The sequence below is a fragment of the Pseudoalteromonas sp. TB41 genome (genome assembly GCF_000497975.1).
Lineage (GTDB): Bacteria > Pseudomonadota > Gammaproteobacteria > Enterobacterales > Alteromonadaceae > Pseudoalteromonas > Pseudoalteromonas tetraodonis.
The window spans coordinates 1-25,786 of record NZ_AUTH01000036.1; the positions used below are offsets into that span (position 1 = coordinate 1).

General features: G+C 40.5%; 17 protein-coding genes. 8 read left to right on the forward strand and 9 right to left on the reverse strand.

Annotated elements, in window-relative coordinates; genetic code table 11:
- Nucleotides 1-30: 30 nt before the first annotated feature.
- Both L641_RS0105560 and L641_RS0105565 read right to left on the reverse strand, forming a co-directional pair.
- Nucleotides 31-792, reverse strand: coding sequence for an IS5 family transposase (locus tag L641_RS0105560; RefSeq protein ID WP_024600859.1), 762 nt, complete (start codon nucleotides 790-792; stop codon nucleotides 31-33).
- 183 nt (nucleotides 793-975) lie between these two features.
- Nucleotides 976-2,172, reverse strand: coding sequence for a hypothetical protein (locus L641_RS0105565; RefSeq protein WP_024601359.1), 1,197 nt, complete (start codon nucleotides 2,170-2,172; stop codon nucleotides 976-978).
- A 323-nt stretch (nucleotides 2,173-2,495) separates the two neighbouring features.
- On the opposite strand from L641_RS0105565, the gene L641_RS0105570 reads away from it, so the two are divergent.
- The gene (locus L641_RS0105570; RefSeq protein ID WP_024601360.1) at nucleotides 2,496-3,026 is read left to right on the forward strand and encodes a hypothetical protein; all 531 of its coding nucleotides are present in this window, start codon (nucleotides 2,496-2,498) and stop codon (nucleotides 3,024-3,026) included.
- A gap of 201 nt (nucleotides 3,027-3,227) precedes the next feature.
- Here L641_RS0105570 and L641_RS0105575 read toward each other — a convergent pair whose 3' ends face one another.
- The 5 genes from L641_RS0105575 to L641_RS0105595 all read right to left on the reverse strand — a co-directional run bounded on the left by L641_RS0105575 (nucleotide 3,228) and on the right by L641_RS0105595 (nucleotide 8,586).
- The gene (locus L641_RS0105575) at nucleotides 3,228-4,865 is read right to left on the reverse strand and encodes a diguanylate cyclase (RefSeq protein ID WP_024601361.1); all 1,638 of its coding nucleotides are present in this window, start codon (nucleotides 4,863-4,865) and stop codon (nucleotides 3,228-3,230) included.
- A 165-nt stretch (nucleotides 4,866-5,030) separates the two neighbouring features.
- On the reverse strand, nucleotides 5,031-5,912 hold the full coding sequence (locus L641_RS0105580) for a c-type cytochrome (RefSeq protein ID WP_024601362.1): 882 nt from the start codon (nucleotides 5,910-5,912) through the stop codon (nucleotides 5,031-5,033).
- A gap of 299 nt (nucleotides 5,913-6,211) precedes the next feature.
- Entirely contained in the window at nucleotides 6,212-7,324 is a 1,113-nt protein-coding gene (locus L641_RS0105585) for a methyl-accepting chemotaxis protein (RefSeq protein WP_024601363.1), read from the reverse strand.
- 229 nt (nucleotides 7,325-7,553) lie between these two features.
- Nucleotides 7,554-7,943 (reverse strand): DUF2750 domain-containing protein, encoded by a 390-nt coding sequence (locus L641_RS0105590; RefSeq protein ID WP_013464647.1) that lies wholly within the window; start codon nucleotides 7,941-7,943, stop codon nucleotides 7,554-7,556.
- 64 nt (nucleotides 7,944-8,007) lie between these two features.
- Entirely contained in the window at nucleotides 8,008-8,586 is a 579-nt protein-coding gene (locus L641_RS0105595) for a TetR/AcrR family transcriptional regulator (protein ID WP_013464648.1), read from the reverse strand.
- A 173-nt stretch (nucleotides 8,587-8,759) separates the two neighbouring features.
- Here L641_RS0105595 and L641_RS0105600 point away from each other — a divergent pair, with 173 nt between their 5' ends.
- The 7 genes from L641_RS0105600 to recD all read left to right on the forward strand — a co-directional run bounded on the left by L641_RS0105600 (nucleotide 8,760) and on the right by recD (nucleotide 23,566).
- Entirely contained in the window at nucleotides 8,760-9,803 is a 1,044-nt protein-coding gene (locus L641_RS0105600) for an alkene reductase (RefSeq protein ID WP_024601364.1), read from the forward strand.
- A 196-nt stretch (nucleotides 9,804-9,999) separates the two neighbouring features.
- Nucleotides 10,000-12,273 (forward strand): TonB-dependent receptor, encoded by a 2,274-nt coding sequence (locus L641_RS0105605; RefSeq protein ID WP_024601365.1) that lies wholly within the window; start codon nucleotides 10,000-10,002, stop codon nucleotides 12,271-12,273.
- A gap of 68 nt (nucleotides 12,274-12,341) precedes the next feature.
- Nucleotides 12,342-13,472, forward strand: a complete 1,131-nt coding sequence (locus L641_RS0105610; protein ID WP_024601366.1) for an alkaline phosphatase family protein — start codon at nucleotides 12,342-12,344, stop codon at nucleotides 13,470-13,472.
- Complete coding sequence (locus L641_RS0105615) at nucleotides 13,469-14,530, forward strand: alkaline phosphatase D family protein (RefSeq protein ID WP_024601367.1); 1,062 nt, start codon at nucleotides 13,469-13,471, stop codon at nucleotides 14,528-14,530. Before L641_RS0105610 ends, L641_RS0105615 begins: the two co-directional genes overlap by 4 nt.
- Nucleotides 14,531-14,698: 168 nt before the next feature.
- Nucleotides 14,699-17,998: an exodeoxyribonuclease V subunit gamma gene (gene recC / locus L641_RS0105620; protein WP_024601368.1), complete on the forward strand. Its 3,300-nt coding sequence runs from the start codon at nucleotides 14,699-14,701 to the stop codon at nucleotides 17,996-17,998.
- The gene (gene recB / locus L641_RS0105625) at nucleotides 17,985-21,551 is read left to right on the forward strand and encodes an exodeoxyribonuclease V subunit beta (protein WP_024601369.1); all 3,567 of its coding nucleotides are present in this window, start codon (nucleotides 17,985-17,987) and stop codon (nucleotides 21,549-21,551) included. The genes recC and recB overlap by 14 nt, the downstream gene beginning before the upstream one ends.
- The gene (recD, locus tag L641_RS0105630) at nucleotides 21,548-23,566 is read left to right on the forward strand and encodes an exodeoxyribonuclease V subunit alpha (protein WP_024601370.1); all 2,019 of its coding nucleotides are present in this window, start codon (nucleotides 21,548-21,550) and stop codon (nucleotides 23,564-23,566) included. The genes recB and recD overlap by 4 nt, the downstream gene beginning before the upstream one ends.
- 13 nt (nucleotides 23,567-23,579) lie before the next feature.
- Here the strand turns inward: recD and L641_RS0105635 are convergent, their stop codons facing one another.
- Complete coding sequence (locus L641_RS0105635) at nucleotides 23,580-24,212, reverse strand: trimeric intracellular cation channel family protein (RefSeq protein WP_024601371.1); 633 nt, start codon at nucleotides 24,210-24,212, stop codon at nucleotides 23,580-23,582.
- Nucleotides 24,213-24,344: 132 nt separating this feature from the next.
- Nucleotides 24,345-25,634 carry an amidohydrolase gene (locus L641_RS0105640; RefSeq protein ID WP_024601372.1) on the reverse strand — a complete coding sequence of 430 codons (1,290 nt, stop codon included), beginning with the start codon at nucleotides 25,632-25,634 and terminating at the stop codon, nucleotides 24,345-24,347.
- Nucleotides 25,635-25,786: the final 152 nt, after the last annotated feature.

Here is a 25,786-nt window from a genome sequence, read left to right on the forward strand (position 1 = left end):
TAGGGGCTGTTGATCTTTGTAGTACATATATCAATCAGCCCACATTGGTAGCCACATCATAGTAAATGCTAAAGCGAGCATTGAATGATAATTTCGTTCAAGCTTTTCATACCGCGTGGCTATCCCTCTATATTGCTTAATACGGCCAAATGCATTCTCAACCAAGTGCCGATATTTATACATGCACCAGTCAATATCTTCATTGCCTACTAAACTGTTGCCCTTACGTGGAATAACGGGTGTAGCGTTATTATCACGAACAAACGCTCTCAGTTTTTCACTGTCGTAGCCTTTATCTGCGACAACCATATTACTTGTTGGGCAATTAGCTACGAGTGACTCTGCATGGACGATATCATGCGTATTTCCACAGGATAATTCATAATAAACAGGCAACCCTCCGCTATCGACTGCAAGATGAATTTTCGTAGAATTTCCACCTCGGCTCTTTCCAATTGATTCATTGTCAGCAGTTCTTGCACCGCAACTATGTTGATGAGCCCTGACAATACTGCCATCAATGAAGACCCAATCCATGTCCGCATCACGAGATAATGCGCGAAACAGTTCATTCAAAATCCCTTTTTTGGACCATAAATTAAACCGTCTGTAGATAGCACTCCAACGGCCAAAATCAGAAGGTAAATCTCGCCATGGAATACCTGTGCGCATCTTATACAGTATGCCTTCGAGCGTTTTTCTATGGTCGGGCTTATTATAAATTCGACCACTTAAGTACATTACTTTTGATAAGACATTCCATGTCCCGTCTGTTAGCATTAATCTTGGCATGTAGGTTCGGTGTAAAGTTTTCTGGCGAATTCAATTATACCTTATCTTCATGCTGTTTGTTTTTCATACCACAAAGATCAACACGCCCTAATAAAACCAGTAAAGTTTGTGGTGGTTAAATACAGAAATGCATTACTGATAAGTTGTTTAGCGTATTTAGAGTTACTCTGAAGTTATATGTGGTTAATTTATTCTTGAACTAAATGCTACTCTAACCTCAGAAGTAAGATTGTTCTTATTCAGGCACAAAAAAATGTACCTTTTTAAGACAAAAACATCAGCTTTCACATTATCAATATCATATATGTATTCTCTGTAGGTTTTAACTCGAAGGGAATCTGATGCTTCAAAGTAAGCATATGAAATAAACAATAAGCTATGTACATAAATATTTATAAATGAAGTGATAAAATTACTTAGATGATATAATTTTGAGTCTATTTGAAAAATATTGGTTGTTCCAAATAATGAATTGCTAACATCAAGGGTAGATAAGTGCTGTTTTGGGTTTTTATAACTTAGGATTTTTTTTATGCACTTTACAGTAAGCAGATTCAAGGTGTTCCGAAAGTTATCAATTGAATTCTTGGGTTGATCGGCTAAATATGATTTAACTAACTCAAATGAATCCCCTGAAAAAAGATTATTTAGGTGAATATCAAAAAGCGCTCTGTATCGCCTATTAATATTGGTTGGCAACGAATTAAAAAATTGACCTACATACTCATCTTTTTTAATCTTTTTTGAACTTAATAAGTTAAAGACTAATGCAGTTGATATATGTTCTATTGGACTATTATTATTCGGTATCGATAAGGTATATGCAGATGGCCTCTTTGTAATAAGTCGATTTTTTTCACAAGTAAATGGCTCATTTTCCTTGAAGGTACATCCAGTTGCTAATTGTTGAATTTTTTTTGATTCGACAAGTTTTATAATTGCTGTTTTTACTTCTACATTTTTTAACTTGCATGCTTTAGCAATAACTGACACTGAAAAGTTTTCAACATATCCAAACTCATCTTGGTTTAATACAAAGAAACACCATACCAACTTTATAGGTACTCTTAGTTCTAGTCCCTCTACCTTTGCCAGCATTTCAGTAAATTTTAATCGATCAATCTTGTCATGGCTGTTGTAGATAAAAGTATATGAAAGTGTTGGTCGTCCAGGCTTAAAGTGTTCAGCTTCGAGTTTTGAAATTGCATTAATTTCTTGCAGTTCTTCTATTACTTTTTTGAATTTATTGTGTGGGCATCCTAATTCTATCAGCTCAGATTTAGATAGTTCGTCTCCAATAGTTTTCTTCGCAATTAAACGAATTAAAACCCATTTTGAATATGCTGATAGACCTGTGGTTAAGTTGAAAAACTCACTCATTAGATTGTTTCCATGCTGTGTCTTGTTACTCTATAGTAGAGTAACTACACTTTAATTAACACAATAACAGGGTGTTATTTTGTAATTTTAAAAAAGATGCGATATTCAATCTCAATTAGACTCCCATATAGATTTTTGTTTATTTTAAAAATCTAATTAAGACTCTAACTGAGTGGGTAGTTGAGGGTTTCATTTAGATGTTGATTAGTATCTAAAAGATATCTGGTGAGGTAGATTCTGACCGCAAAGCGGTTGCTTACAAATTGGTATTGGATTATTGTTTTCGATAACATCCGCAAACGGTAAAACACAAGGAAGAACTAATGACAGATCGGATTGCTAGCAAGAAAATTTTGACGTGGATCAATGAAGATAATGAAGATTTGCGTAACTGGCTAGCATGCCGCTATGACAGTTACAGTAGTTATTTTAAATCTCCAGATGCCACATTAGATAGCTTTATTAGAGATGAAATAAAACGTATAAGTGATAATGAAGATAGTCAAAAAGTTAGTCTTGATAAGCTCTATAAAGCATGGAAAAGCTATGAAAGGGGCTTAAAGAATATCTCTAATAAAGTCTGTAAACTTCAGCTCGAGGTGTCTAAATCAGCGCGTGATAAACTAAAGACGTTAAGTGCAGCGGATGAAATATCTCAATCTAAATATATTGAAAAGCTAATTAATTACGCTAGAAAAAACCCTAAGCTGATTTCTGAAGATACAAAAGTACAAGAACCTTACAAACACAAACAGAGAACTTTTGATGATAGCCTTGACTTAAAAGCTATAAGAGAAAACTTATCAACTATTGATGGTAAGATTACTAGATTATTAGATGCTTGGGAGGAGTAGGGCAAGCTGAGCTTTCTTTAGGTCGCCTTGGTTATTTTTAAAAATAAATAACTTTTAGTATGCCTATTGGTATTCCTTGTGTTTACTTTTACCGGTATTTATATTGCTAATCAGTGTGTTATTATGTTTTTAAGAATCCCTCTCTCCCATTATTCTATATTAGGACGCCTTATGGCGTCCTTTTTTGTGCCTGTAATAACACTAAACGTGTTGGCGTTTGTTTTTACGTTGGTGCTTTAATGTATACATTCGTTGGTCGGCTAAGGTTAAGCAGGCTTTGTAGTCATTACATTCCTCACTACTTGCTATGCCATAGCTCAGGCCTGATAGGGGCCAGTTTTTCTGTACTTGTTGATGAATATAATTTAACGATTCGTTGATGCTCAGGGTGAGTTGGCCGAGCTGTTGTGCTGATTTAACGTTACACACACAAATAAACTCATCACCGCCAGTTCTGCATACCTCACCTTTATCGGCTAACGCGCTTTTAATTAACCGTGTAACTTCAATGAGTAGTTTGTCACCGTGAGCATGACCTAGGTGATCGTTAACGCTTTTAATATTGTCGCAATCTATAAACACTATGAGGTAAAAATTATCTAAGTTATCGAGCACTTGTTGTAATTGCAGCCGGTTTCCTACTTTGGTGAGTGGATCTATGCGTGATAACTCTAGCGCTTTTATATAATTGTTTTGCTTTATTTTTAGCCATTCAGATAAAGAAAGCAAAATACAGATACAATCAATGGCCAGAGCAATAAGCACCCATAATTCAGGTGAACTTATTTCTATTAAATTTAGGTGCGATAAAATAAAAATAACCAAGGATAAGCTATAAACAAGGTTGCCAGTTAAAAAGTATTTCGCTCTAAAGTCCTTCATCCCCAGCATTGTAAAGCCAAGCTTTAAGCTTAAATACACCCAAATTGCAGCGAGGAAGTGAGCTAAATAGAACACCCAATGGAAGGATAAAAATAGGTTTAAAAAACCACAGGCAAGTGCCGTTATGGAAAAGTACTTTAAAAATCGGCTAATACCAGAACGGGTATGTTGGTCAAAGTTAAATAAGTAATAGGCAAATGAGCTGGCAGAGGCAATAGCAAAGGCAAAAATATACATGCCAAAGTAATGGGTGTTAATCGCATGGTAATTAAAAAGTAGCGCAGCTATCCCCGCTGCGAATGCCCAACCAATGCCATGTAACCCTATGTAACCTGCACAAAATAATGCCACGCGATGTCGTGTTTTAAAAAACATGATCAAGGCCATGCAAGCCAAGGTCAGCATTATCGTTATAGACACTAAGCTTAATGAATTGATATAAAACTGAAGTTTAACAAACCTAGATTGAGGAATAACGTTAATGCTGACAGGTTTGGCAAAGTGCTTAGCATTAACATAAAGCCATAAAACACCGTGTGAATTAGCTTCTAGTTGTAATTCAAAAGCTCGGCTGTGCATTACAATGGCTGATGGGATGGCACTATCTTGTGAAAAGTCAGCGACTTTTCTGATCCCACTAGCATCTTGATAAAAAGCAACGCCACTATCTAAGTAATTAACTTGGGGTATTATATACCAGCGTCCAGCGCTCGTTGTGGTTAAACTAATTTTTGCTATTGCACTGCCATTCGCACTGTACAGCGAAGTGATGGGAGTATTAACATTGTCATAGGCATTAACGAGTTGCTCACCTTGGGTTGGTTTAGCTAAATCTACTTGATGCCAAATAGCTGATTTTAATTGTAAGCTGTCATTTTCGTTTAGTGTTACAGCAGATGCACTAAAACCAATGGTTTGTAGTAGCAAACAACATATTAAATTGAAAGTGTACCGCATGTAATACCTAAGTTAGTGATCCTTAAAAATTATACTGCATTTTTAGCAGAATAATTATCGTTATGACTGTTTCAGCGTATTTTTACTTAAAATGTGGCTGTTAACTTTATATCGCTCCAAGAAGATAAATAAGTGAGTGGCAAATTATTACGCTACAGTACGTTGTTATCGACGCACGTCTTTTGGTGCGCCACCTTTTGGCCAGTCATCCGCTTTATTGGCAAAAATAGGGCGTTCTAAATGTGAAAAGTAATAAGCAATATCAATAGCTTGTTGCTCGGTTAACATGCCTTCTTGGCCCAATGGCATATTTCCTTTAATAAATGCCGCTGCGGTGTAAGTGCGTGCCATACCTGCACCATCATTAAACGACTGACTGCCGGCAATGGCTGGGAACATGTAAGTATTATTAGGATATAAGCCTTGACCGTCTAGTTGGTGACAACTTGCACAGTGCTGAACGTAAAGAGTTTTTCCGTTATCGGCGTTTGGTACTAGCTCTTTATTAATAGTGACAAAACCTGTGTTGTCTTGCAGATCGTTTTTGTTTTTTATATTTTGTGATAAAAAGTTCATGTAGCTGACAATAGCCTGCATTGGCACTGAATTAGTAGGCAGTGGCTGACCGTTCATTGAGCGTTGAAAACAGCCATTAATTCTGTCTTCAATGGTGTTTATTTTTGCATTACGTGAACGATACTTTGGATATACCACATTCATGCCCACATAAGGCGCGGCTTTAGCTACACGCCCTTCATTAAGATGGCAAGTGCTACAATTGAGCTTATTATTTACGTTATTGGGAAGTTGTTTATAGGTATCAATAATTAATAAGCGCCCATAACGAATTAAATCCGACTCAGGGCTGGCATCGAGCTCATTAATAGCGGGCGTTACTAGGGTTTTAGGGTGATTTGCTGATAAGTTTATAATTGTGGGCGCATTACTTAACGCTTTTTGCACAAGTGATTGTGTTTGCGCTTCTTGTGAGTATACGGGCAAAGTAAACAACGTCGCGAATAAAACACTTAAATGAACTTTAAACATAATTAAAACCTAAATAAAAAAGAGTATTTAAACGACAGTGCTCACTATTGCTGTAATGTGGCTAAGTGTTTTTAATACCGGTGAAATTGGTAAGATGAATCGGTAAACCGTGACCCACTATCATTAAAATATAGTTAACGATTACTTAAAGGGTTAATAATTTAGTTAGTTTGATTATTGAACAGCAGTGCTTAGGTGGAGGTGTCATTAGTTTGTGATTAATTTATATAAGTTTGGTATGCATAGCCAAATGATTATGAACCATAACGCTATGCAAAGTGAGGTGTTTTTTGACTATTTTACTTACAGTTATAGTCCATAATTTTGTGTGATAAAGCGCTAAGTATGTCCACTACTTTAAAACTTGCTTGCTCCATAAGAGATACTTTTTCTACAGCAGTATTGATATCGCCTAATTGGAATGCTTCTAAAGCAGCAAAGCCATTCTTATGGACATCTTCATGTGGTTGCTCTAATGCTTTAAAGTCGTTAATGCTTGAATATTTTAATGCACCTTCACCTTGGTAATACCATTGTCCTAATCGGCACATGGTATGATCAGAAAAGTCTTCTGCAGTCTTATTTGATTGGCCTAAAATGACTTTATAAATATCGTATTTCCATACAATGTGATCCATTTTTACTGTTTGAATAAATGCATCGGCACTTGAATTAACAATAACGCTATACATATTTTGTGATAGTTCAACCACCTTTTTAGCGGTAGCATCAATTTCTGATGAGCTATTTGCAATGCCATCACTTTCTTCGCTAACGTTAGTAATGTTATTTACAACGCTTTGCATTTGCTCATTGACCTTAGCTATTAAATTAGAGATCTCGTTAGATGCATCAGAAGAGCGCTGAGCGAGCGTCCTTACTTCATCTGCCACAACAGCAAAGCCTCGTCCTTGCTCTCCGGCTCTAGCGGCCTCGATGGCCGCATTAAGTGCAAGTAAATTTGTTTGATCAGAAATCCCTTTAATTATGTTTACAAAATCATTAATTCCGATTGTTACTGACTGCAATTCTTTAACGGATTTAGTGGCTGATTTTGTATCTCTTGAGATATTATGTGTTGACGATGAAGTCGTTGCTAACATATCTAAAATTGTATCAAGTAATTCTTGGGATGACTTAAATGACGTAATATCATTAATTAGTTTATGTGAAGTTGAGGCTAAGCTTTCTCTGATGTCACTAATTAAATCAGATGACTGTAATGATAATGTGTTTAATTCACGCTGTTTTACAAAGGCTGTATCATTTGCTATTTCATTGTCGTTTTGTTGTGATTGCTCGCTGTTTGCTGCTAACAATTGCGCTTCAAGCTTTTCATTGGTTTTTTTTAATTGAATTAACTCGTTATTTAACTCATTAATTTTGTTTTTATATTTTGAATTGAACAGCATGTAGACCCCAATTTAAACACAGAAAATAAACGTATATTTTTTATTAAATTTACCTGAACATTGATTACTTTATTCGATTTTTTACAGGGGTGGAATTGACGTCCACCCAGGTCGATTTTTATAAAAGTAAGTTACAACACTATAATAGATGCTTTATAACCTTTTGGTAAATAAACTTTTCTTTTAATGCTTATAATAAGCTTGTTTAAGGTGAACACTGCTTTAGAAGTTAGTACTTCCTAATTGATTTACTCAACTGGGCTTGAAACTCATCAGGGAATAAAATTGTGCCGTCGTCTTCTTCGGTAGGGAACACGGCCACCAGTAAGTCGTCTTCTTCAAGGCCAGGTGTCCAGCGGCTAAACCAATCGTTTGTTGGAATTGCTTTAGGTGTACAGCCTTGCCATTCGCCGGTTGCCCAGGCTTGTGCGAACTCTCGTGTTGGCCATACCGGCACGCAATCGTCGTCCTCGTTAGTGAGCATTACGCAGCCGTCGTCATCGTTTAAAATCCACACTTGTTTAAATTGCTGCACGGTTTCGTACATGTATGCGAGTCGTTTTTTTGCGCCAAGGCCTAAAATTACGTCGTCTTGCTTTGATAAATTATCGGTGGTCATTTTTGGCTCTCTCTCACTGTGGAGTATACAAAGAGCAGCGAGCTGCTGCGCTTTAAAATTTAGTTTAGCTGATGGCTGCTAGTAGCTCATTGGCTAGTTGGTTTAGTGCGTCGGGGTCTTGGTTTGTTAATGCGTAGGTGCGTAATCCATATATACCCATAACACAAAATCGTGCCAGCTCTATGGCACTTCGGCCATTGGTAATTTCTTTATTATCAATTGCTTTTTGTAACTGCTGCGCAAAAGCATGCTCATATGCAGTTAAATTAGTACGCAATACGTGGCAAATTTGTGGATCGTTACCCTCTACCTCGCTAATGCTTTTTGTGAGCAGGCACACTTTGGTTGCTTCACCGTCAACGCATTCTTGCACAATGATATTAAGGTATTGTTTCAGCGTATCTAAAATACAACTGCTGTGCTCAAACAGCGCCGTAAACTGTGTATTGCGATCGGTTTGGTATTGCTCAGTAGCGGCTAAAAAAATGCCTTTTTTACTTCCAAATGCCGCGTATAACGAGCCCGGATGTAAATGGGTTGCTTGAGTAAGTTTTTGCATACTGGTTTTTGCATAACCGTGAAGCATAAACATCGCCATTGCTTGGCGCAGTACAAACTCTGTATCAAATTCTGCAGTTCTCATAATGACTCTTCTTGTTGGCAGAGTAGGTAAAACGAACTCTCAACAATAATCCTACCTTAAGCAGCGTTTAGGTAAAGCAGTTTACGCAATCTTGAACAAAGTTTCAAAATTATACTTGAATATTCATTCAAGTGACCTTATCTTGAATGTACATTCAATAAAGGATAAACATTATGTCGACAGACTTACTTTCACCTTTTAAATTAAATAACAGCATTGAACTGCAAAACCGCGTACTAATGGCACCACTAACTCGTTGTATGGCAGATGACAATTTAGTGCCTACACAAGCGATGGTTGATTACTACGCTCGCCGTGCTAATGTAGGATTAATTATTAGTGAAGCAATTATTATTCGTGCCGATGCACAAGGTTACCCAAATACACCGGGTATCTTCACTAGTGAACAAGTTCAAGGTTGGAAAAAAGTCACTGACGCCGTGCATGCCAATGGCGGTAAAATGTTCGCGCAATTATGGCATGTTGGCCGTGTTGCTCACCCTCACTTTTTTGGTGGTGATGTACTCGCACCATCGGCGATAGGGGTTGAAGGTTCAGTACCGCGTATGCGCGAGCTAACTTATATTACGCCAAAAGCTGCCACTAAAGATGATATTAAAGGCTTAGTGGCTGACTACGCTAAAGCGGCAGAAAACGCGATGAAAGCAGGTTTTGACGGCGTGGAAATTCATGGTGCTAATGGCTATTTAATTGACCAATTTTTACATTATGCTGCCAATGAGCGTGATGACGAGTACGGGCAAACACCAGAAAATATGTCGCGTTTTGCACTCGAAGTAACCGATGCAGTTATTGATGTTGTAGGCAATGAGCGTACCGCAATACGTTTAACACCCGGTGCTTATTTTAACATGAGCGAAGATAACCGTGATAAAGCGGTGTTTGACTACTTATTGCCTGAGCTTGAAAACCGCAAATTAGCCTATTTACATGGCGGTATTTTTGACGACAGTATGCGTTTTGATTCATTGCAAGGTAAATCAATTTCTGAGTTTTTACGTGCCGGTTATGCAAGTACTTTAGTCGGTGTAGGTAGTTATAGTTTTGAAACTGCCAAACAAGCGATCAACGATAATAAATTTGATTTAATTGCCATTGGTCGCCCACTTATTGCTAACCCAGATTACATTAGCAAAATTAAAAATGGTGAAGAAGTGACACCTTATAGTGATGAGATGCTTGCTGAGCTTAAGTAATCGCTTTTTACTAAATTAAATATAAGGCACCTAATTGCAAAGTTAGGTGTCTTTTTTTATACATTTGTTTGCCATAATTAACTCATATTTCTTTAACCTGTTTGTCAATAAAATTGCCCCTCGTTGTCATACTTAAAAAATAGACTGTGCCCGCTTTCATAATTACCTTTTATAATTAGAATCAAATGGGACAACAATGTACGCTTTAAAAAATAAATCGATTTTGAGCATGGCTGTGGCCATGGCGGTATCAACTTCAGCTTATGCTAACGATAACGTGATAGAAGAAGTAACTGTTACTGCAAAACCAACCAGTTATGCAAACAACGTTATTGAACCTGCGATGCTAGAACAACAAAGCTCGGTATCGAGTGTGTTATCGGTAATTGATAACTTGCCAGGGATTAGCATAAACGAAGGCGACGCATTTGGCGGCGATGATTGGTCAACAACCATTACCATGCGTGGTTTTAGTATTGACTCTAACCAACAGCAATTAGGTATGACGATAGACGGCATTCCTAATGGTGGCTCTAATTATGGTGGCGGGGCTAAAGCGAATCGTTATCTCGATAGCGAAAACTTGGTGACAGTGGAAGTTGGCCAAGGTACCTCAGATATTAAATCTGCCTCATTAGAGGCATTAGGCGGTACTTTTAATTTTGTAAGTAAAGCACCGAGTTTAGATAAAAGCACCACCTTTGCTTATACCTCAGGCAGTCACGATGCTTCGCGTTATTATGTTAAGCACGAAACTGGCACCATTTTCGATAATACCCAAGCGTACGTGAGTTACTCACAAACCGATACCAGCCGCTGGATTGGCTCAGGCAGCAATGGCGGAAAAGATAACCAACACGCTGAAGCGAAATTTGTTACCACCCTTGATGAGCTAACTATTACAGGGCGCTTATCGTATGACGATGTAAGCGAGAGCAACTACAATAGCGTGAGCCTAGAGCAATTTGAACAAACCCCTGATTGGGATCAGCTAACATGGAACTGGACAGGCGTTCCGCACTTTGACCAAATGTTTGCAGAAGGTTGGGGCACCTTGCGTGAAAATACTCTAGGCTATTTAAAATTTGAATACGCGATTTCTCCAACATCATTATTAACCGTTAGCCCGTATTATCATAAAAATTCTGGTCGTGGCGATTGGATCCCACCTTATTTAACGTCCCCTGTAGATGAAAATGGCAACCCAACCACCGAGGGGGGCACAAACGCAGGCTCTTATGGCTTTACAGATAGCAACGGTAATCCACTTGCGCCGAACGCAGGTTGTATCGCAAGTTTAAACTGGCCGTGGGAGTCGGGCCCTGAGCTTAATCCTGCGTGTTACGACGCTGATGCAACGCCTGTTATGTCTTATCGTCATACTCATTACAATAAAGATCGTTTAGGGGTAATTGCTAATTATCAAGCTAGCTTTGGCATGCACGATATAGAAGCGGGTTTTTGGTATGAGCAAAGTGACCGTGATGAGTCACGAGATTGGCATAAAGTAATCGATGCCCGTATTTATCATCATTTTGATAGCACCCCTTATTGGACGCAATATAAAAACACCTTTGAGACTGATACGCTTAAATGGTATGCACAAGACTCAATGGCATTTGGCGACCTTACCTTAAACCTAGGGGTAAAAAAATACTTAGTGGATATAGAAAAGTATGACCACTATAAAAACGCCACAACAGCTAAAGTAAACAGTGATTCAGACATTCTATTTAGTGGTGGTATTTTGTATCAGCTAAATAGTAATACTGAGTTATTTACCAGCTATAGCGAAAACTTTGCCGCCATTAAAGACGGTGTGCTTGAACGCGATAGCTCTGACTTATCAGCAATTAAGCCAGAAACCGCTGAAAATATTGACCTGGGTGTGCGCTATCAAAATAATGCACTTAAATTAACAGCAACGGCCTATTCAATTGAGTTTGATAACCGCATCACCTTTATAGCACCAGGCAGCGACACGGGCGGTATAGACTACACCATAGGCACAAACGGCTCGTACCTCAATGTGGGCGGTATTGAGTCCAAAGGTCTAGAGCTGTCAGCAAGTTATATGCTTAATAATGAGTGGAATGTATATAGCTCATACACCAATAATAGCTCTGAATACAAAGGCGATGCGCCAGGCTTTGAAGCTGGAGGCAAAGTAATTGACTCAGTGGATGATTTATTTGTGCTATCAACCGATTACTACAGTGGCGATTTCCGCTTTGGTTTATCGGCTAAATACACCGGTGAGCGTGGCGATGTAGATAGCTACACCGTGCTTGATTTAAACGCAGGTTATGCAGCCGAAGTTAACGCAGGCCCGTTTAAAGCCGTTGATATTGCCTTTGTGGTTTATAACATTACCGATAAAAGTTACTTGGCAGGTGGTACGGGCAATGGGAGTACTTACTTTATCGGCTCGCCACGCACAGCAGCGGTTACATTAACGGCTACTTTTTAAACCTAAAGTAACCTTATATAAGCCCATCATCGATGGGCTTTTTACACTATAAAGTTGATGAGAACACCATGAAAAGCATGATAAAAATAACCGGATTAAGTTTAATTTTATTGTTTAATAATGTGGCATTGGCTGCTCAACAAAATGTAGTGTTAGTCACCCTTGACGGCGTGCGCTGGCAGGAAGTATTTAATGGTGCCGATAAAAACCTGCTCAATAATAAAGAATTTGTTAAGCAACCAGCACAGTTAAGCAATGAATTTTGGGATGAAAGGGTGCAACAGCGCCAGCAATTATTAATGCCGTTTTTAACACAAACGATTGCCACTCAAGGCGTAATTATGGGCGACAGAGCAAACGGCTCAGCGATGTCAGTGAGTAATCCATGGTATTTTTCATACCCTGGTTATAACGAAATTCTTACCGGCGAAGTGGATGAAAACATTAACAGTAACGATAAAGTATTTAATCCAAATAAAACCATTTTAGAGCGATTAGATGCGCAGCCTGAATTTAAAAACAGCACGGCTTTATTTGGTAGCTGGGATGTGTTTCCTTACATTGTAAATACTAAGCGTAGTCATGTGTATGTAAATGCAGGGTTTATGCCTATTGCCGATGATTTATTTGCCGACGCGCCCCTGTTAAACGCATTACAAACAGAAATCCCCAGCCCATGGCACAATGTGCGGCTTGATAGTTTTACCTATCGATTTGCTAAAGCCTATATGCTGGCTAAAAAGCCAAGATTATTGGTGATTAGCTTAGGAGAAACTGACGACTTTGCTCACGATGGCCATTACGATGCTTACTTAAAGTCGGCCAAACAAAGCGATGCATTTTTAAAAGATTTATGGCAAACCATTCAAAGCACGGCAGGTTATAAAAATAATACTACGTTAATTGTTACTACCGATCACGGCCGTGGCAGCTACGCAAACGATTGGCAACATCACAGCTCTAAACGGGCATTAGCAAAGTCGGAGCAGGGTAAAAAGGCATTTCCTGAGGGAATTATTGGCTCAGAGCATATTTGGCTTGCTGCCATTGGCCCTACAATTAAAGGTAATGGCTTAATAAAAACCGATAATGAGCTTAAACAAGCGCAAATTGCCGCCACCGTTTTAAAAGCACTTGGGCAAAACCCAAACACGATTAACCCTAATATGGCACCGGCTATTAATGAGATTTTAAAATGAAACAGTTACTAAAAACCTTTAATCATTCAGCGCTGTTACTTGCTTTTGTTATTAGTGGTGGCGCAATGGCTGCGCCGTCTAAAATATTGTTTGGCTCGTGTGGGCATCAAGATAAAGACATCCCCATCTTTAATGCGATTAACAAAGAGCAGGGTGATTTATTTATATTTTTAGGCGATAACATTTATGGCGATACTAACGACATGGCCGTGCTTAAAAATAAATACCAACGATTAGGGGCAAAGCCTGGCTTTAAAACCTTAAAAGCAAATACACCATTAATAGCCATGTGGGACGATCACGACTATGGTCAAAACGATGCGGGTAAAGAGTATCCGCATAAAGAAACATCACGGCAAATTATGCTCGATTTTTGGGATGAACCGGCAAACTCAGCGCGCCGCACTCGTGCTGATGGTATTTATACCTCGTACATGTATGGCGAAGGCGAGCAAACCGTGCAAGTGATCATGCCTGACTTACGTTTTAATCGCGATAAGCTTAATTCAGTGAGCGAACTTGAGTATTACACCAAGCGTAAAGCAAATAACCAAGGACCGTACAGTCCAACCGAAGTAAAAGGCGCGTCTATGCTTGGGGAGGCGCAGTGGCAATGGCTTGAAGCCGAACTTAAAAAACCAGCAGCGATTAAACTAATTGCATCAAGCTTGCAGTTACTGCCTGATTTTACTGGCTGGGAATCGTGGGCAAATTTTCCAGAGGATAGAAACCGTTTATTTGCGTTAATTAAAAAACACCAAATAAATGGCGTGGTGATCATCAGCGGCGATACCCATTGGGGGGAAATTTCAAGGTATCAACACAATCTTGATTACCCACTATTTGAAATGACCAGCTCAGGCCTGACTGAAAAATGGAAAGACGTTAGCCCAAATAAACATCGTGTCGGTGATTACACGCATAATGTTAACTATGGCGATTTAACCATTGATTGGCAGCAAGCAGATCCAGGCTTGTCACTTAAGCTCAAAGGCATTGATGGTAACGTAATAATGCAAAGTGACTTTAGCTTATCTAGCATAAGCCCATACCAATAGTTGGTTTAATATAAAAACGCACAGTGACTAAAGTGAGTCCTGTGCGTTTAAAAAATCAGCTAGCTACTGGCTAACATGCTGATTTATTAACGCCAATTCCTCCTTAGCGCTACCGCTTAAATTGAAAATACCTTACACTGGCTTTATCTCAAGTAAGGCTGGTATCGTATGCTCAATATTATTCAATCAAACCGTATGGAAGCCCTGCAAGCGCAGTTTCATCAACTGTTAAAGGTAAACCCGTTGCAAAGCCCATTTGATAAAGAAGTGGTGTTAGTGCAATCGCCGGGTATGTCGCAGTGGCTAAAAATTGGTTTAAGTGAAAATTTAGGCGTGGCTGCGCAGGTAGACTTTCCGCTGCCGTCGAGCTTTATTTGGCAGTTGTACCAGCAACTATTGCCAAACGTGCCTAAAGAGTCGGCGTTTAATAAACCGAACCTTGCTTGGAAACTGTTTGCAATTTTACCTACTTGTATTGACGAGCCACTGTATTTACCCCTAAAAACCTATTTAGAGGGGGATATTGACGGCCAAAAAACCTTTGCCCTATGTGAAAAAATAGCCGATGTGTACGACCAATATTTAATGTATCGCCCCCATTGGATAGCCACTTGGGATAGCGGTGTTGATACGCTTGACGATGTAGATATCAGCATTGCTCCTTGGCAACCCGATTTGTGGCGCCGCCTTGTCAAATTAAGTAAAACACTTGGGCAAAGCCAATTTCACCGCGCCAACATGCAAGGACAATTACTCAGCGCCCTTGAGAGTATGGATAGCAGCTTATTGCCAAAGCGTATTAGCCTATTTGGTATATCTGCGATTGCCAGCTCACAGCTTGACGTGTTTGAAGCCTTGAGTAAAAAAACTGAGGTGTTTTTATTCTTTTTTAACCCCAGCGAGCATTATTGGGGCGATATAATCGATGAAAAAACAGCGGCTAAAATAAACGCTAAATACGCCAAAATGCCGCTGGTGGAAGCGCAGCAAAAAAAGCAAACGAATCCTGATGAAGAATACTATTTTATTGGTAATCCGTTGTTGTCGTCGTGGGGTAAACTCGGCCGCGATTATTTTGAGCAACTAGTGCAGCTTGATGCCCGTTGGATTGATGGTTTTATTGATGCGTTTGACGATACCTTACTTGGGCAAGTGCAAAGTGAAATATACCAACTTGCCTTTAAAGGTGAATCGCTTACCGATAACAAAGAATGGTTTATAAACGATGAGGGTAAACTGCCCATAAGTGCACACGATACCAGCATTACGTTAAGTGACTGCCACACGCCATTAAGGGAAGTCGAGCGCCTGCACGACTACTTACTCAATTTGTTTAATCAAAACCCAACGCTTACCCCCAAAGACATCATTGTGATGATGCCTGATGTAGGTATTTATAGCCCTTACATTGAGGCCGTTTTTGGTGGTGCGCAGGGCAGCCGATTTATACCATACGCCCTTGCCGATTTAGCCATAGAGCAAGAAAAACCAGTACTGAGCTCGTTTGCCAGTTTAGCTAATTTACCGTTTTCGCGCTTTGGCGTGTCGGATATTCTTGATTTATTACAGGTTACGCAAATTGCCGAAAAATTTGGCCTAGAGGCCCATGAATACGAGCAAATACATTATTGGCTTGAGCGAGTAGGGGTAAAGTGGGGTGTAAACGCTGAGCATAAACAAAGCTTTGATTTACCCGCCATTGATTTAAATACCTGGCAACATGGCTTAAACCGCTTATTACTGGGGATTGCCATGCGCGACGAACAGTGCCCATTTAATGGTATTTACAGCGCCGATGAAGTAGAAGGTATGGCGCTTGACACACTCAATAAGCTGGTGCATTTTATTGATGTGCTTCAAGACTTTAAAGCGAAACTCACCCCAGATGATACGCTTACCAATAAAGCCCATATATTAAGTGAATTACTCAATGCCGTGTATGAGAGCGAAAACGATGATAGTTGGGATTTATTAGTGCTGCAAAAAGTGCTCGAAGACATTGCGAAGCACCACGACAACGGCGACTACAGTAAAGCCGTTTCGCAGCGCATAGTGAGCTATCTAATCAAGCAAGGTATACAAGAAAAAGGTGTAGGTCAGCGCTTTTTAGTAGGACAAGTGAACTTTTGTACGTTAATGCCAATGCGCGCCGTGCCGTTTAAGGTGGTGTGTATGCTAGGCTTGAATGATGCCGATTACCCGCGTACCGTGCAGCCTATCGGTTTTGACTTAGTGCCTTATTCGAAAAAGCAAAAAGGTGACCGTTCACGAAAACTCGATGACCGCTACCTCTTTTTAGAAGCGCTCTTAAGTGCTCGAGATAATTTATATATGAGCTACATTGGTCGCTCATGTTTTGATAACCAGCCACGCATGCCATCAACACTTGTCAGTGAATTGTTAGAATACATAGGTCGCAGCTTCAAACTTAGCGAACCCAGTGATAAACCCTTGCCAGATTGCCTTATTAGCCAACAACATTTACAACCTTTTAATAGTCATTATTATTTGCCAGCTAGCGCTGAACAGGCAGGACTTAACAATCACAGCTATAACCCAATTTGGCTGCCTAGCGAGGCTATTGAGCCAAAAGCAATCACTGCGCTTGATGTAACACCCCCAGAGCTACTTGATCTTGATGTGTTTATTCGTAGTGTATGCCATGCCCAAGAGAGCTTTTATCAACAAAGTTTAGGGTTACGCTTGCCGCAATTTAACGATATAGCGAAAGACGAAGAACCGTTTAGCCTAGATGCGCTGCGCCGTTATTTTTACCTTGACGAAATACTTGAAGCAAACATTAACAATACGCCGCTCAGTACCGAGCAAATCCTGCAGCGCGGTGAGTTGCCCCAAGCCAATGTTGGCAGCTTAATTTATGAGGGTATGCAGCACCGAGTTGATGCGCTTGCAGGGCAAGTAAAAGAGCAAATAAAAGCCGGTAAAAGCGAACCGATAGAAGTGTTACTTGCGCTTGAAAATACCACCATTGAAGGCTGGCTTAACCATGTGTATATGCAAAAACAAGTGTTTTACCGCAGTGCCAGTATTAAAGCCAAAGATTTAATAAAAGGCTTTCTTTATCACCTGGCAGCTCAAAGCATGGAACAAGAGGTTGAAACCTTATTACTGGGTTTAGATAAACAAATTAGCTTTGCCCCTATGAGTAAAGCCAATGCCGACTTGCTGCTTGCAGATTGGTTTGAACTATACAAAGCATTGCGAAACGCGCCGGTGGCGTTTTTTCCGGTGAGTGGTTATGAATACGTGAAAAGCGGTGGCGATATGGCAAAAGCTAACAGTAAATTTAGCCCACAGTATATTGGCCGAGGTGAAGGGGAAAACCCTTATATTCGTCTCACGGTGCAATCGCTCAATGATTGCCAAGAGGAGTTTATACAATGGAGCGAAAAATTACTCGCCCCGTTATTTGAGCACGCCAAGGAGAGTGACTATGCAAGCGCTTAACCCACTCACTATGCCATTAAAGGGCCAAAGCTTAATTGAAGCCAGTGCTGGCACAGGTAAAACCTACACGATCACGGGTTTGTATTTACGCTATTTATTAGGCATGCAAATACCCGGTGAGCTGAGTACGCCATTGAGTGTTGAGCAAATTTTGGTGGTAACCTTTACCGATGCGGCTACCCAAGAGATTAAAGACCGTGTTCGTAGCCGTATTATTGCCGCGCGCGATGCCTTATTGGGGCAACAGCCAAACGATGAACTCATTGAAGGTGTGATAGCGGGCGTTGATGACAAGCATCGTGCGTTTGACTTACTCGATGCAGCAGCTAAATCAATGGATGAGGCGGCTATTTTTACCATTCATGGTTTTTGTCAGCGGATGCTAAAACAACATGCGTTTGAGTCGGGGGTCGCATTTAACTTAGAGTTTATTTTAGATGAGCGCGAGATACTGCTTGAAACCATAAAAGACTTTTGGCGTGCGTTTGTATACCCACTCAGTAAAGAAAGAACAGATGCAATTTTAGCTGTATTTGCCGCGCCCGAATCACTATTTAGTCATGTAAGCAGTATTTTAAATAAAGCGAACGCAGAGATAACACCGCAAGTTAGTTTAGATGCGGTATGGCAAGCGCGAGATGAATACTTGGCGCGTGTTCCAGCCTTTAAAAAAGCGTGCCTAGAGCAAGAGTTTATTGGTGCTGTTAAAGCATCCGATTTAAGTGGCTCAAAAACACCTGGGCGAAAGGGCAGTCTTGCTGCACTTGAAGCATTTTGCTTAGGCAATGATGACTTTTTTGAATTTGGTACCAGTAAGTATTCGTTTGAGGTGTGGAGTAGCGAGAACTTAAGTAATGCAGCTAATTATAAAAAAAATGGCACATTACTGACTCATCCACTTATTAGCCAATTCGATGCCTTAGCCGCACTTAACAACACCATCAACCAAGGGCTAAAAATTGCGATAGTGCAATATGCGGCGAGCTGGGTAAAAGCGGCCATAGTTAAACGCAAACAAGAACAAAGCGTGATCACCCCTGACGATTTACTGACTAATTTACACAGTGCCTTAAAGAGTGAACAAGGTGATGTGCTCGCACAAAAAATAGCGCAGTTATTTCCGGTGGCAATGATAGATGAGTTTCAGGATACTGACCCGATTCAGTACGGTATTTTTAGTAAAATTTATGCTCAAAGCAATACCACTTTAGCTATGATAGGCGATCCCAAACAAGCTATTTATGGCTTTAGGGGCGCAGATATATTTACCTACATTGGTGCCAAAGAGGCCGTAGAGCAGTCGCAACAATTTACCCTAGGCACTAATTTTCGCTCCAGCAGCGATATCGTCAACAGCGTAAATAGCTTGTTTAGTAAATACGACAACAGCTTTATTTATAACGACGCCATTCCATTTAATAAAGTGAAAGCCAAGGGTAAAAAAGCAGATGAGTCGTTTTTAATTGACGATAAACCTGCCACCGCGTTTGAATTTAATGTGTTTGTAGATGAAGCCGGCGATGAAAAAAATAAGCCGACCAGTAAAGGCGTAGGGCAAGCACATTTAGCCACCCATTTTGCTAATAAAATAGTTACTTTACTTGAGCAAGCAAACCAAGGTGTTGCCTGTATTGGAGCTAACCCTGTCAGTGCTGCTGATATTTGTATTTTGGTGCGCGACCGCGTTGAAGCACAAATAATGAAGCAGGCCTTGAGCAAAGCCAATATTGCCAGTGTGTATTTGTCTCGCGACAGTGTATTTAGCCAAGAGTTAAGTCATCACTTGCTCAATTTTTTAACGGCTTTGCATGGTCAGTACGATGAGACATTACTTCGCGGTGTATTAGCCGGCCCGTTATTTTGTTTAAGCTATAACGATATTTTTGCTTTGGCCGATGATGAAAATGCATGGCAAGAACACTTAAACTTTTTTGCTCAACTTAGCCATATTTGGCACAAGCAAGGGGCTATGGCCATGCTTGAGCGCTTACTGAGTCATAATCAACTCAGTGCCAAATGGAAAGGCTTGGGCTATAACGTAGAACGTTGGCTTACCGACTTTAGACACCTTGGCGAAATACTGCAGCAAAAACAAATAGAGCTTGAAGGGACACTTCGTTTGTTGCGTTGGTTTGCGCAAAAGGTGAGCCAGCAAGATGGCGAAACAGTGCAAGTTCGCTTAGAAAGTGATGCGAACTTAGTTAAAATTGTGACTATGCATGCCTCAAAGGGGCTTGAATACCCATTGGTATTTATGCCATTTGCCAGTGGTTATCGTGAAACTAAAGACGCGCTTTATCACCATAACGGCAAGTTAATTTTTGATTTAAGTAAAGACGAAGACGCCTTGCAACAAGCAGAGCAAGAGCGCCTAGCCGAAGATTTACGCCTATTGTATGTCGCACTGACCCGTGCAGTGCATTTTTGTTCGCTGGGCGTGTATAACATTTCTCAAGGGCAAAGTAGCCGTTTAGCAATTCAAAGTAGTGCGCTGGGGCATGTGTTGTTCTCAGGGTTAGAGATAACCAGCAGCCAAGTGTGGCGCACCCATTTAAGTGAATTTTGTGAGGCTAATCATGCTATGCAATACCAGCAATTTACCTCAGGCGAATTACTTGAGCAGGGCATACTTCGCTTAAATAACAGCGACACTAAACAACAAAACTTACTTATAAATACAGTAACGGCACAGATTGAACGTGACTGGCGAGCAACTAGCTTTAGTGCTTTGAGCTTTAAAAAGCATGCTGATCAACTTGCTCCAGGGCGCAGCGATGAAGATCATCAAAGAGATGAGTTTGCTGTGCAGCAAGATGAACTTCTTTCGCCGTATAGCTTTCCAAAGGGTGCAAAACCAGGGAGTTGTTTGCACGAAATATTTGAGCAGCTTGATTTTACCAGTCCGGTAAATCATCCCACGAATACAGAGCAAAACTTAACAGCTGTGATTGAGCATGCTTTTGAAAAATACCATATTGATGAGCAATGGCAGCAAATTACCGAGCAATGGGTACTCGATGCACTTAATTGTCCGTTAAGCAGCGAGAATAATTTAAGTTTGAGCCAATTAGCGCCAAGTGACTGTTTAGTCGAAATGGAGTTTAACTTACCGCTTAGCAGCCTCAGTGCCCCTAAGCTTAATGAAGTGTTGATTAAACATTTTGGCTTTAACCAAAGTAAACTTGAGTTTGCCCATGTTAAAGGGTTACTAAAAGGCTTTATAGATTTAATTTTTTGCTACCAAGGCAAGTATTATATTTTAGATTATAAATCGAATTATTTGGGCAGTATCCCCGCAGATTATGAGCCAGAGCAGCTTGAGCAAGCCATGACCAGCCACCAATATCATTTACAGTATTTAATTTATACCGTAGCGCTGCATCGCTTACTTAAACAGCGAATTCCCGATTATTCAATAGAGACGCATTTAGGCGGTGTTTATTATACTTTTTTACGCGGTATGCCAGCAGGTGAGGGAGTGTACTTTAAACAGCTAAGTGCAGATCAAGTCGTTATTTTAGATGGCTTGTTTAGCCAAGGAGCCATGCTATGAGTGGTTTAAATCAACAACCGGGTTTGTTTGATGACTTAGATGATGCGCCTTTAGATGAACCTGTGCTCACAACAGCACAGCCAACGATGCAGGCCAACGAAAGTATTAAAGTCGTGCCGTTGCTAGCGTATTTAACAAACGAACATAGAGTGCGAGTGGTTGATGTAAAACTGGCTGAATTACTCAGTGGCACAAACGCACAGCAAGGGTATGACGACCTCTTTTATATAATTTTAATGCTGTGTTTATCGCAACAAAGCCAGCATAGCTGTTTAACCCTAACAGAGGTTGATTGGACTAATCCGTTTAATTTACGTCAAAGCGACTTTACTAAACTAGAGAGCACTCAGCCTGACACTCTCAGCCCATTTAGTAATGACTTTACGACTGAGGCAGCAATACGTTATTTACTCTCACATCACAGTGTTGGGGAGCAAAAGCCGCTGCAATTGTTTAATCAACGATTATATTTTTCTCGTTTAGCAGGCTATGAACAGACTCTTGCCCAACGATTACTGACAATGAGCGAACGACAACTTAACATTGATGATGCAGTACTTGCTCAGTTATTAACCCGCTACTTTCCTAATGATCCGAGTATTGACATTGATTGGCAAAAAGTAGCTTGTGCCATTGCTGCAACAAAAGGTTTTAGTGTGATCACGGGCGGACCTGGCACCGGTAAAACCACCACAGTAACAAAGCTGCTAGCCATTTTACAATCGTTATATCAAGCGGCGCCATTGAGCATAAAATTAGTAGCACCCACCGGTAAAGCAGCGGCACGACTAACAGAGTCAATTTTAGGGGCTAAAAATAAGCTTAGTGAAATACCAGATGATATTAATTCGTTGATCCCGCAAAGCGCGCAAACCATTCATCGGTTGTTGGGAGTTAAGCCATTTACCAATAAATTTCGGCACGATAAAAGCAATCCGTTGCATGTTGATGTATTGATTATTGATGAGGCCAGCATGGTCGACTTATCACTTATGGCTAAATTAATTGAGGCCTTGCCAGATCATGCTCGATTGATTTTACTCGGCGATAAAGACCAACTCGCCTCGGTTGATACCGGCAGTGTAATGAGTGATTTATGCCAAGGGTTAGTGCTTGGACAAACACCGTGTTATTCAAAAGTACGCTGTGAGCAATTGAATACGCTGTGCTTTAATGGCGCGGTTAAACTCAAAGCGCAAAGTCAAAGTGAGTTTAAACTTGCTGACTGCATTGCCTTTTTACAACATAGCTATCGGTTTGATGCAAAAAGTGGCATAGGTCAATTGGCGCTGGCGGTTAATACCAACAACCGAGGAATATTAAATTACGTTGAACAACAAAGCAGCGAAGGGCATTTTAGCGATATTATTTTAGACTATGATTTTGTTTCCACACCGATTGAAAAGTTAGTAAATAGTGCCGCAAGTCATTATGCTAATTACCTAACCCTGATAGCGCAAGGTGCCAGTGTTGCGCAAGTGCATGCAGCTTTTGCCAGTTATCAGTTACTTGCTGCGGTACGTGAAGGCGATTATGGTGTTAATAGTTTAAACCAGCGTATTGAACGGGTATTACAGCAGCAAGGTTTAATTAGCGTTAATCCTAATCAGCGGCATTATATAGGGATGCCGATAATGGTTAGTCAAAACGACTACCAGCTAAAATTATTTAACGGTGATATAGGAATTCTAATGCCCGATGATAGCGGCCAACTCAAGGCACTGTTTATCGATGAGCAAGGGAATGAACGGGCATTTTCACCCGCACGGCTTCCGGCGCACGATAAAGTGTATGTAATGACCATTCATAAATCCCAAGGCTCAGAGTTTAGTTATACCGCGATGGTATTACCGCCGCTCAAGCAGGCGAGTATCGGTATTAATAGGCAATTAGTGTACACGGGAATTACCCGCGCAAAACAGACCTTTGAGCTGGTGGCAGATAAAAAAGTGCTGCAACTGGCCATGGGGAAAAGTGTATCACGGGCGTCAGGCTTGTATGAGCGATTAGTGTAAAGCCATACTTATACTAATCTCTTATTTTTGGAGTTCGTTTTCTAAATAGGTTGGGTTGCCAGCCAAAATGCAGTGCGCCTAATCTTAGAAAAACGGTTACCAATAATGAACCTATAATGCACCATAAATAAGGGACATCTAATAAAAATAGCGTGGCATAGGTTAAGCCTCCTGCAAAACACGCGGTGGAGTATAGCTCTTCGCGCATCACCAGCGGTACTTCTCGACAGATCACATCACGTATTAAGCCGCCAAATATACCCGTCGTCATTCCCATTGTAAGCGCAACCACCATGGTTGTACCTTCAATTAATGCTTTTTCAATACCGACCACATTAAAAATAGCCATACCGATGGCATCAACCAGTAACATGTAATAGTTAGACAGGTCGGGCAAGTGGCGAATAAACATAACGGTGACAAAAATAGCGCCATAGGTGGCATATAAATAATCGGGGTTGGCTATCCAAAATACAGGTTGATTAAGAAGTATGTCTCTGAGCGTGCCACCGCCAAGCGCAGTGACTGATCCAACAACCACCACTCCAAATCCACCAATATCTTTGTCGTGGCCTAATAATGCACCTGAAATTGCAAAGAATGCCACGCCAATTAGGCTTAAAAAATTAAAATACTCTGCCGTCATTGAGGTGTCCTTACCAGATTGAGAATTTATATTAGATATTAAAGGTAAGTGATTGGGGATTTATATTAGCTGAATAACACTCTCTATAACATAAGCACAGGTTATTAGCCCTGTGCTTGTTATACTGGGTTGTTATTGTAAGTAGTCAACGACCAGTTGAGATAATGATTCTACGCCAAGTTGTAATGCGCTTTCGTCAACATAAAACTGAGGTGAATGATTACTTGGCGCTATTTTAGCGTTTTGATCTTTTGGAGTAACGCCTAAAAAGTAAAACAGTCCAGGGGTTTCTAGCGCATAATAACTAAAGTCTTCTGCACCGGTAATCAAATCTGTGGTAATAATGTTGTCAGCACCTGCAATACGGGCAAGTGTAGGGGTCATTTTTTGGGTCAGTGCAACATTATTTACTGTTACAGGGTAGCCGTGATCTATATGCACATCAGCTTTTGCACCAGCGGATTCGGCAACCAGCTCAGCGGTTTTAGCTAAACGTTTTTTAATATCGGCGCGCATAGTTTGATCAAAGGTTCTAATGGTACCAATCAGCTCTACATTATCAGGGATTATATTTGAGCGTATGCCGCCATTAATTGCGCCAAACGAAATGACTGAAGGTGCTTTAGTTACATCAACTTGGCGAGAGGCGATTGTTTGAGTTGCCATAATAATTTGTGATGAAGCAACAATTGGGTCTACGCCATTCCATGGACGTGAACCATGTGTTTGACGCCCCGTTACGTTAATTGTGAAAGAATCTTCACTGGCCATTAGTGGCCCTTCACGAAAGCCAATTTGCCCTGTATTGAGTGAGCTCGTGACATGTAAACCAAACACGGCCTCAGGCTTTTGCTTAAATAAGCCTTCTTTTAACATCAGCTCAGCGCCACCTTCTTCGCCCTCGGGGGCACCTTCTTCAGCCGGTTGAAATACAAACAGTACTTCGCCCGCTAACTGATCTTTTATTTTTACCAGTGACTCTGCCACGGCCATTAAAATAGCAACATGAGTGTCGTGCCCGCAGGCATGCATAACGCCTACTTCATTGCCACGATAGGTTGATGTTTGTTTAGAGGCAAAGGGTAAATCAACTTGTTCGGTAACCGGTAAAGCATCCATATCAGCACGCAATGCGATTAGAGGGCCTTTTTTACCGCCACTTAATTTAGCCACAACACCGGTATGCGCAACACCAGTTTGCACTTCAAGACCTAGTGATTTTAAATGTTGAGTAATGTACTTGGCGGTTTCAAATTCGCGATTACTCAGCTCTGGATATTGATGTAAGTGACGACGCCATGTAATGACTTTTTCACTCACACTTTGTGTTGCTTGTTCAAGTTGGGTGTTAACACTCGCGGCAAAACTAGGGGCGGAAATGGCGGTTAATAAAAAGCCACCACATATTATTTTTTTTATCATTATGATTCCTTGGTTGTTCGTATGTAACTAACTTACGCTATTACGCTGATAAAAAGTAGTGCAGTGCGATAGTTAACAAAAAAGCTCACGGTGTTTTCAATGGCGGTTTATAAAGCCCATAAACTGTTCCAAATAGCACAATAGTTTAGCGC

What these genes read in the sequence shown, in the direction of transcription:
- L641_RS0105640 (WP_024601372.1), bottom strand. Translation starts at nt 25,634, where the DNA reads ATGATAAAAAAAATAATATGTGGTGGCTTTTTATTAACCGCCATTTCC.
- L641_RS0105575 (WP_024601361.1), bottom strand. Translation starts at nt 4,865, where the DNA reads ATGCGGTACACTTTCAATTTAATATGTTGTTTGCTACTACAAACCATT.
- L641_RS0105560 (WP_024600859.1), bottom strand. Translation starts at nt 792, where the DNA reads ATGCCAAGATTAATGCTAACAGACGGGACATGGAATGTCTTATCAAAA.
- L641_RS0105615 (WP_024601367.1), top strand. Translation starts at nt 13,469, where the DNA reads ATGAAACAGTTACTAAAAACCTTTAATCATTCAGCGCTGTTACTTGCT.
- L641_RS0105610 (WP_024601366.1), top strand. Translation starts at nt 12,342, where the DNA reads ATGAAAAGCATGATAAAAATAACCGGATTAAGTTTAATTTTATTGTTT.
- L641_RS0105565 (WP_024601359.1), bottom strand. Translation starts at nt 2,172, where the DNA reads ATGAGTGAGTTTTTCAACTTAACCACAGGTCTATCAGCATATTCAAAA.
- L641_RS0105605 (WP_024601365.1), top strand. Translation starts at nt 10,000, where the DNA reads ATGTACGCTTTAAAAAATAAATCGATTTTGAGCATGGCTGTGGCCATG.
- L641_RS0105580 (WP_024601362.1), bottom strand. Translation starts at nt 5,912, where the DNA reads ATGTTTAAAGTTCATTTAAGTGTTTTATTCGCGACGTTGTTTACTTTG.
- recB (WP_024601369.1), top strand. Translation starts at nt 17,985, where the DNA reads ATGCAAGCGCTTAACCCACTCACTATGCCATTAAAGGGCCAAAGCTTA.
- recC (WP_024601368.1), top strand. Translation starts at nt 14,699, where the DNA reads ATGCTCAATATTATTCAATCAAACCGTATGGAAGCCCTGCAAGCGCAG.
- L641_RS0105570 (WP_024601360.1), top strand. Translation starts at nt 2,496, where the DNA reads ATGACAGATCGGATTGCTAGCAAGAAAATTTTGACGTGGATCAATGAA.
- L641_RS0105595 (WP_013464648.1), bottom strand. Translation starts at nt 8,586, where the DNA reads ATGAGAACTGCAGAATTTGATACAGAGTTTGTACTGCGCCAAGCAATG.
- L641_RS0105635 (WP_024601371.1), bottom strand. Translation starts at nt 24,212, where the DNA reads ATGACGGCAGAGTATTTTAATTTTTTAAGCCTAATTGGCGTGGCATTC.
- L641_RS0105600 (WP_024601364.1), top strand. Translation starts at nt 8,760, where the DNA reads ATGTCGACAGACTTACTTTCACCTTTTAAATTAAATAACAGCATTGAA.
- L641_RS0105585 (WP_024601363.1), bottom strand. Translation starts at nt 7,324, where the DNA reads ATGCTGTTCAATTCAAAATATAAAAACAAAATTAATGAGTTAAATAAC.
- L641_RS0105590 (WP_013464647.1), bottom strand. Translation starts at nt 7,943, where the DNA reads ATGACCACCGATAATTTATCAAAGCAAGACGACGTAATTTTAGGCCTT.
- recD (WP_024601370.1), top strand. Translation starts at nt 21,548, where the DNA reads ATGAGTGGTTTAAATCAACAACCGGGTTTGTTTGATGACTTAGATGAT.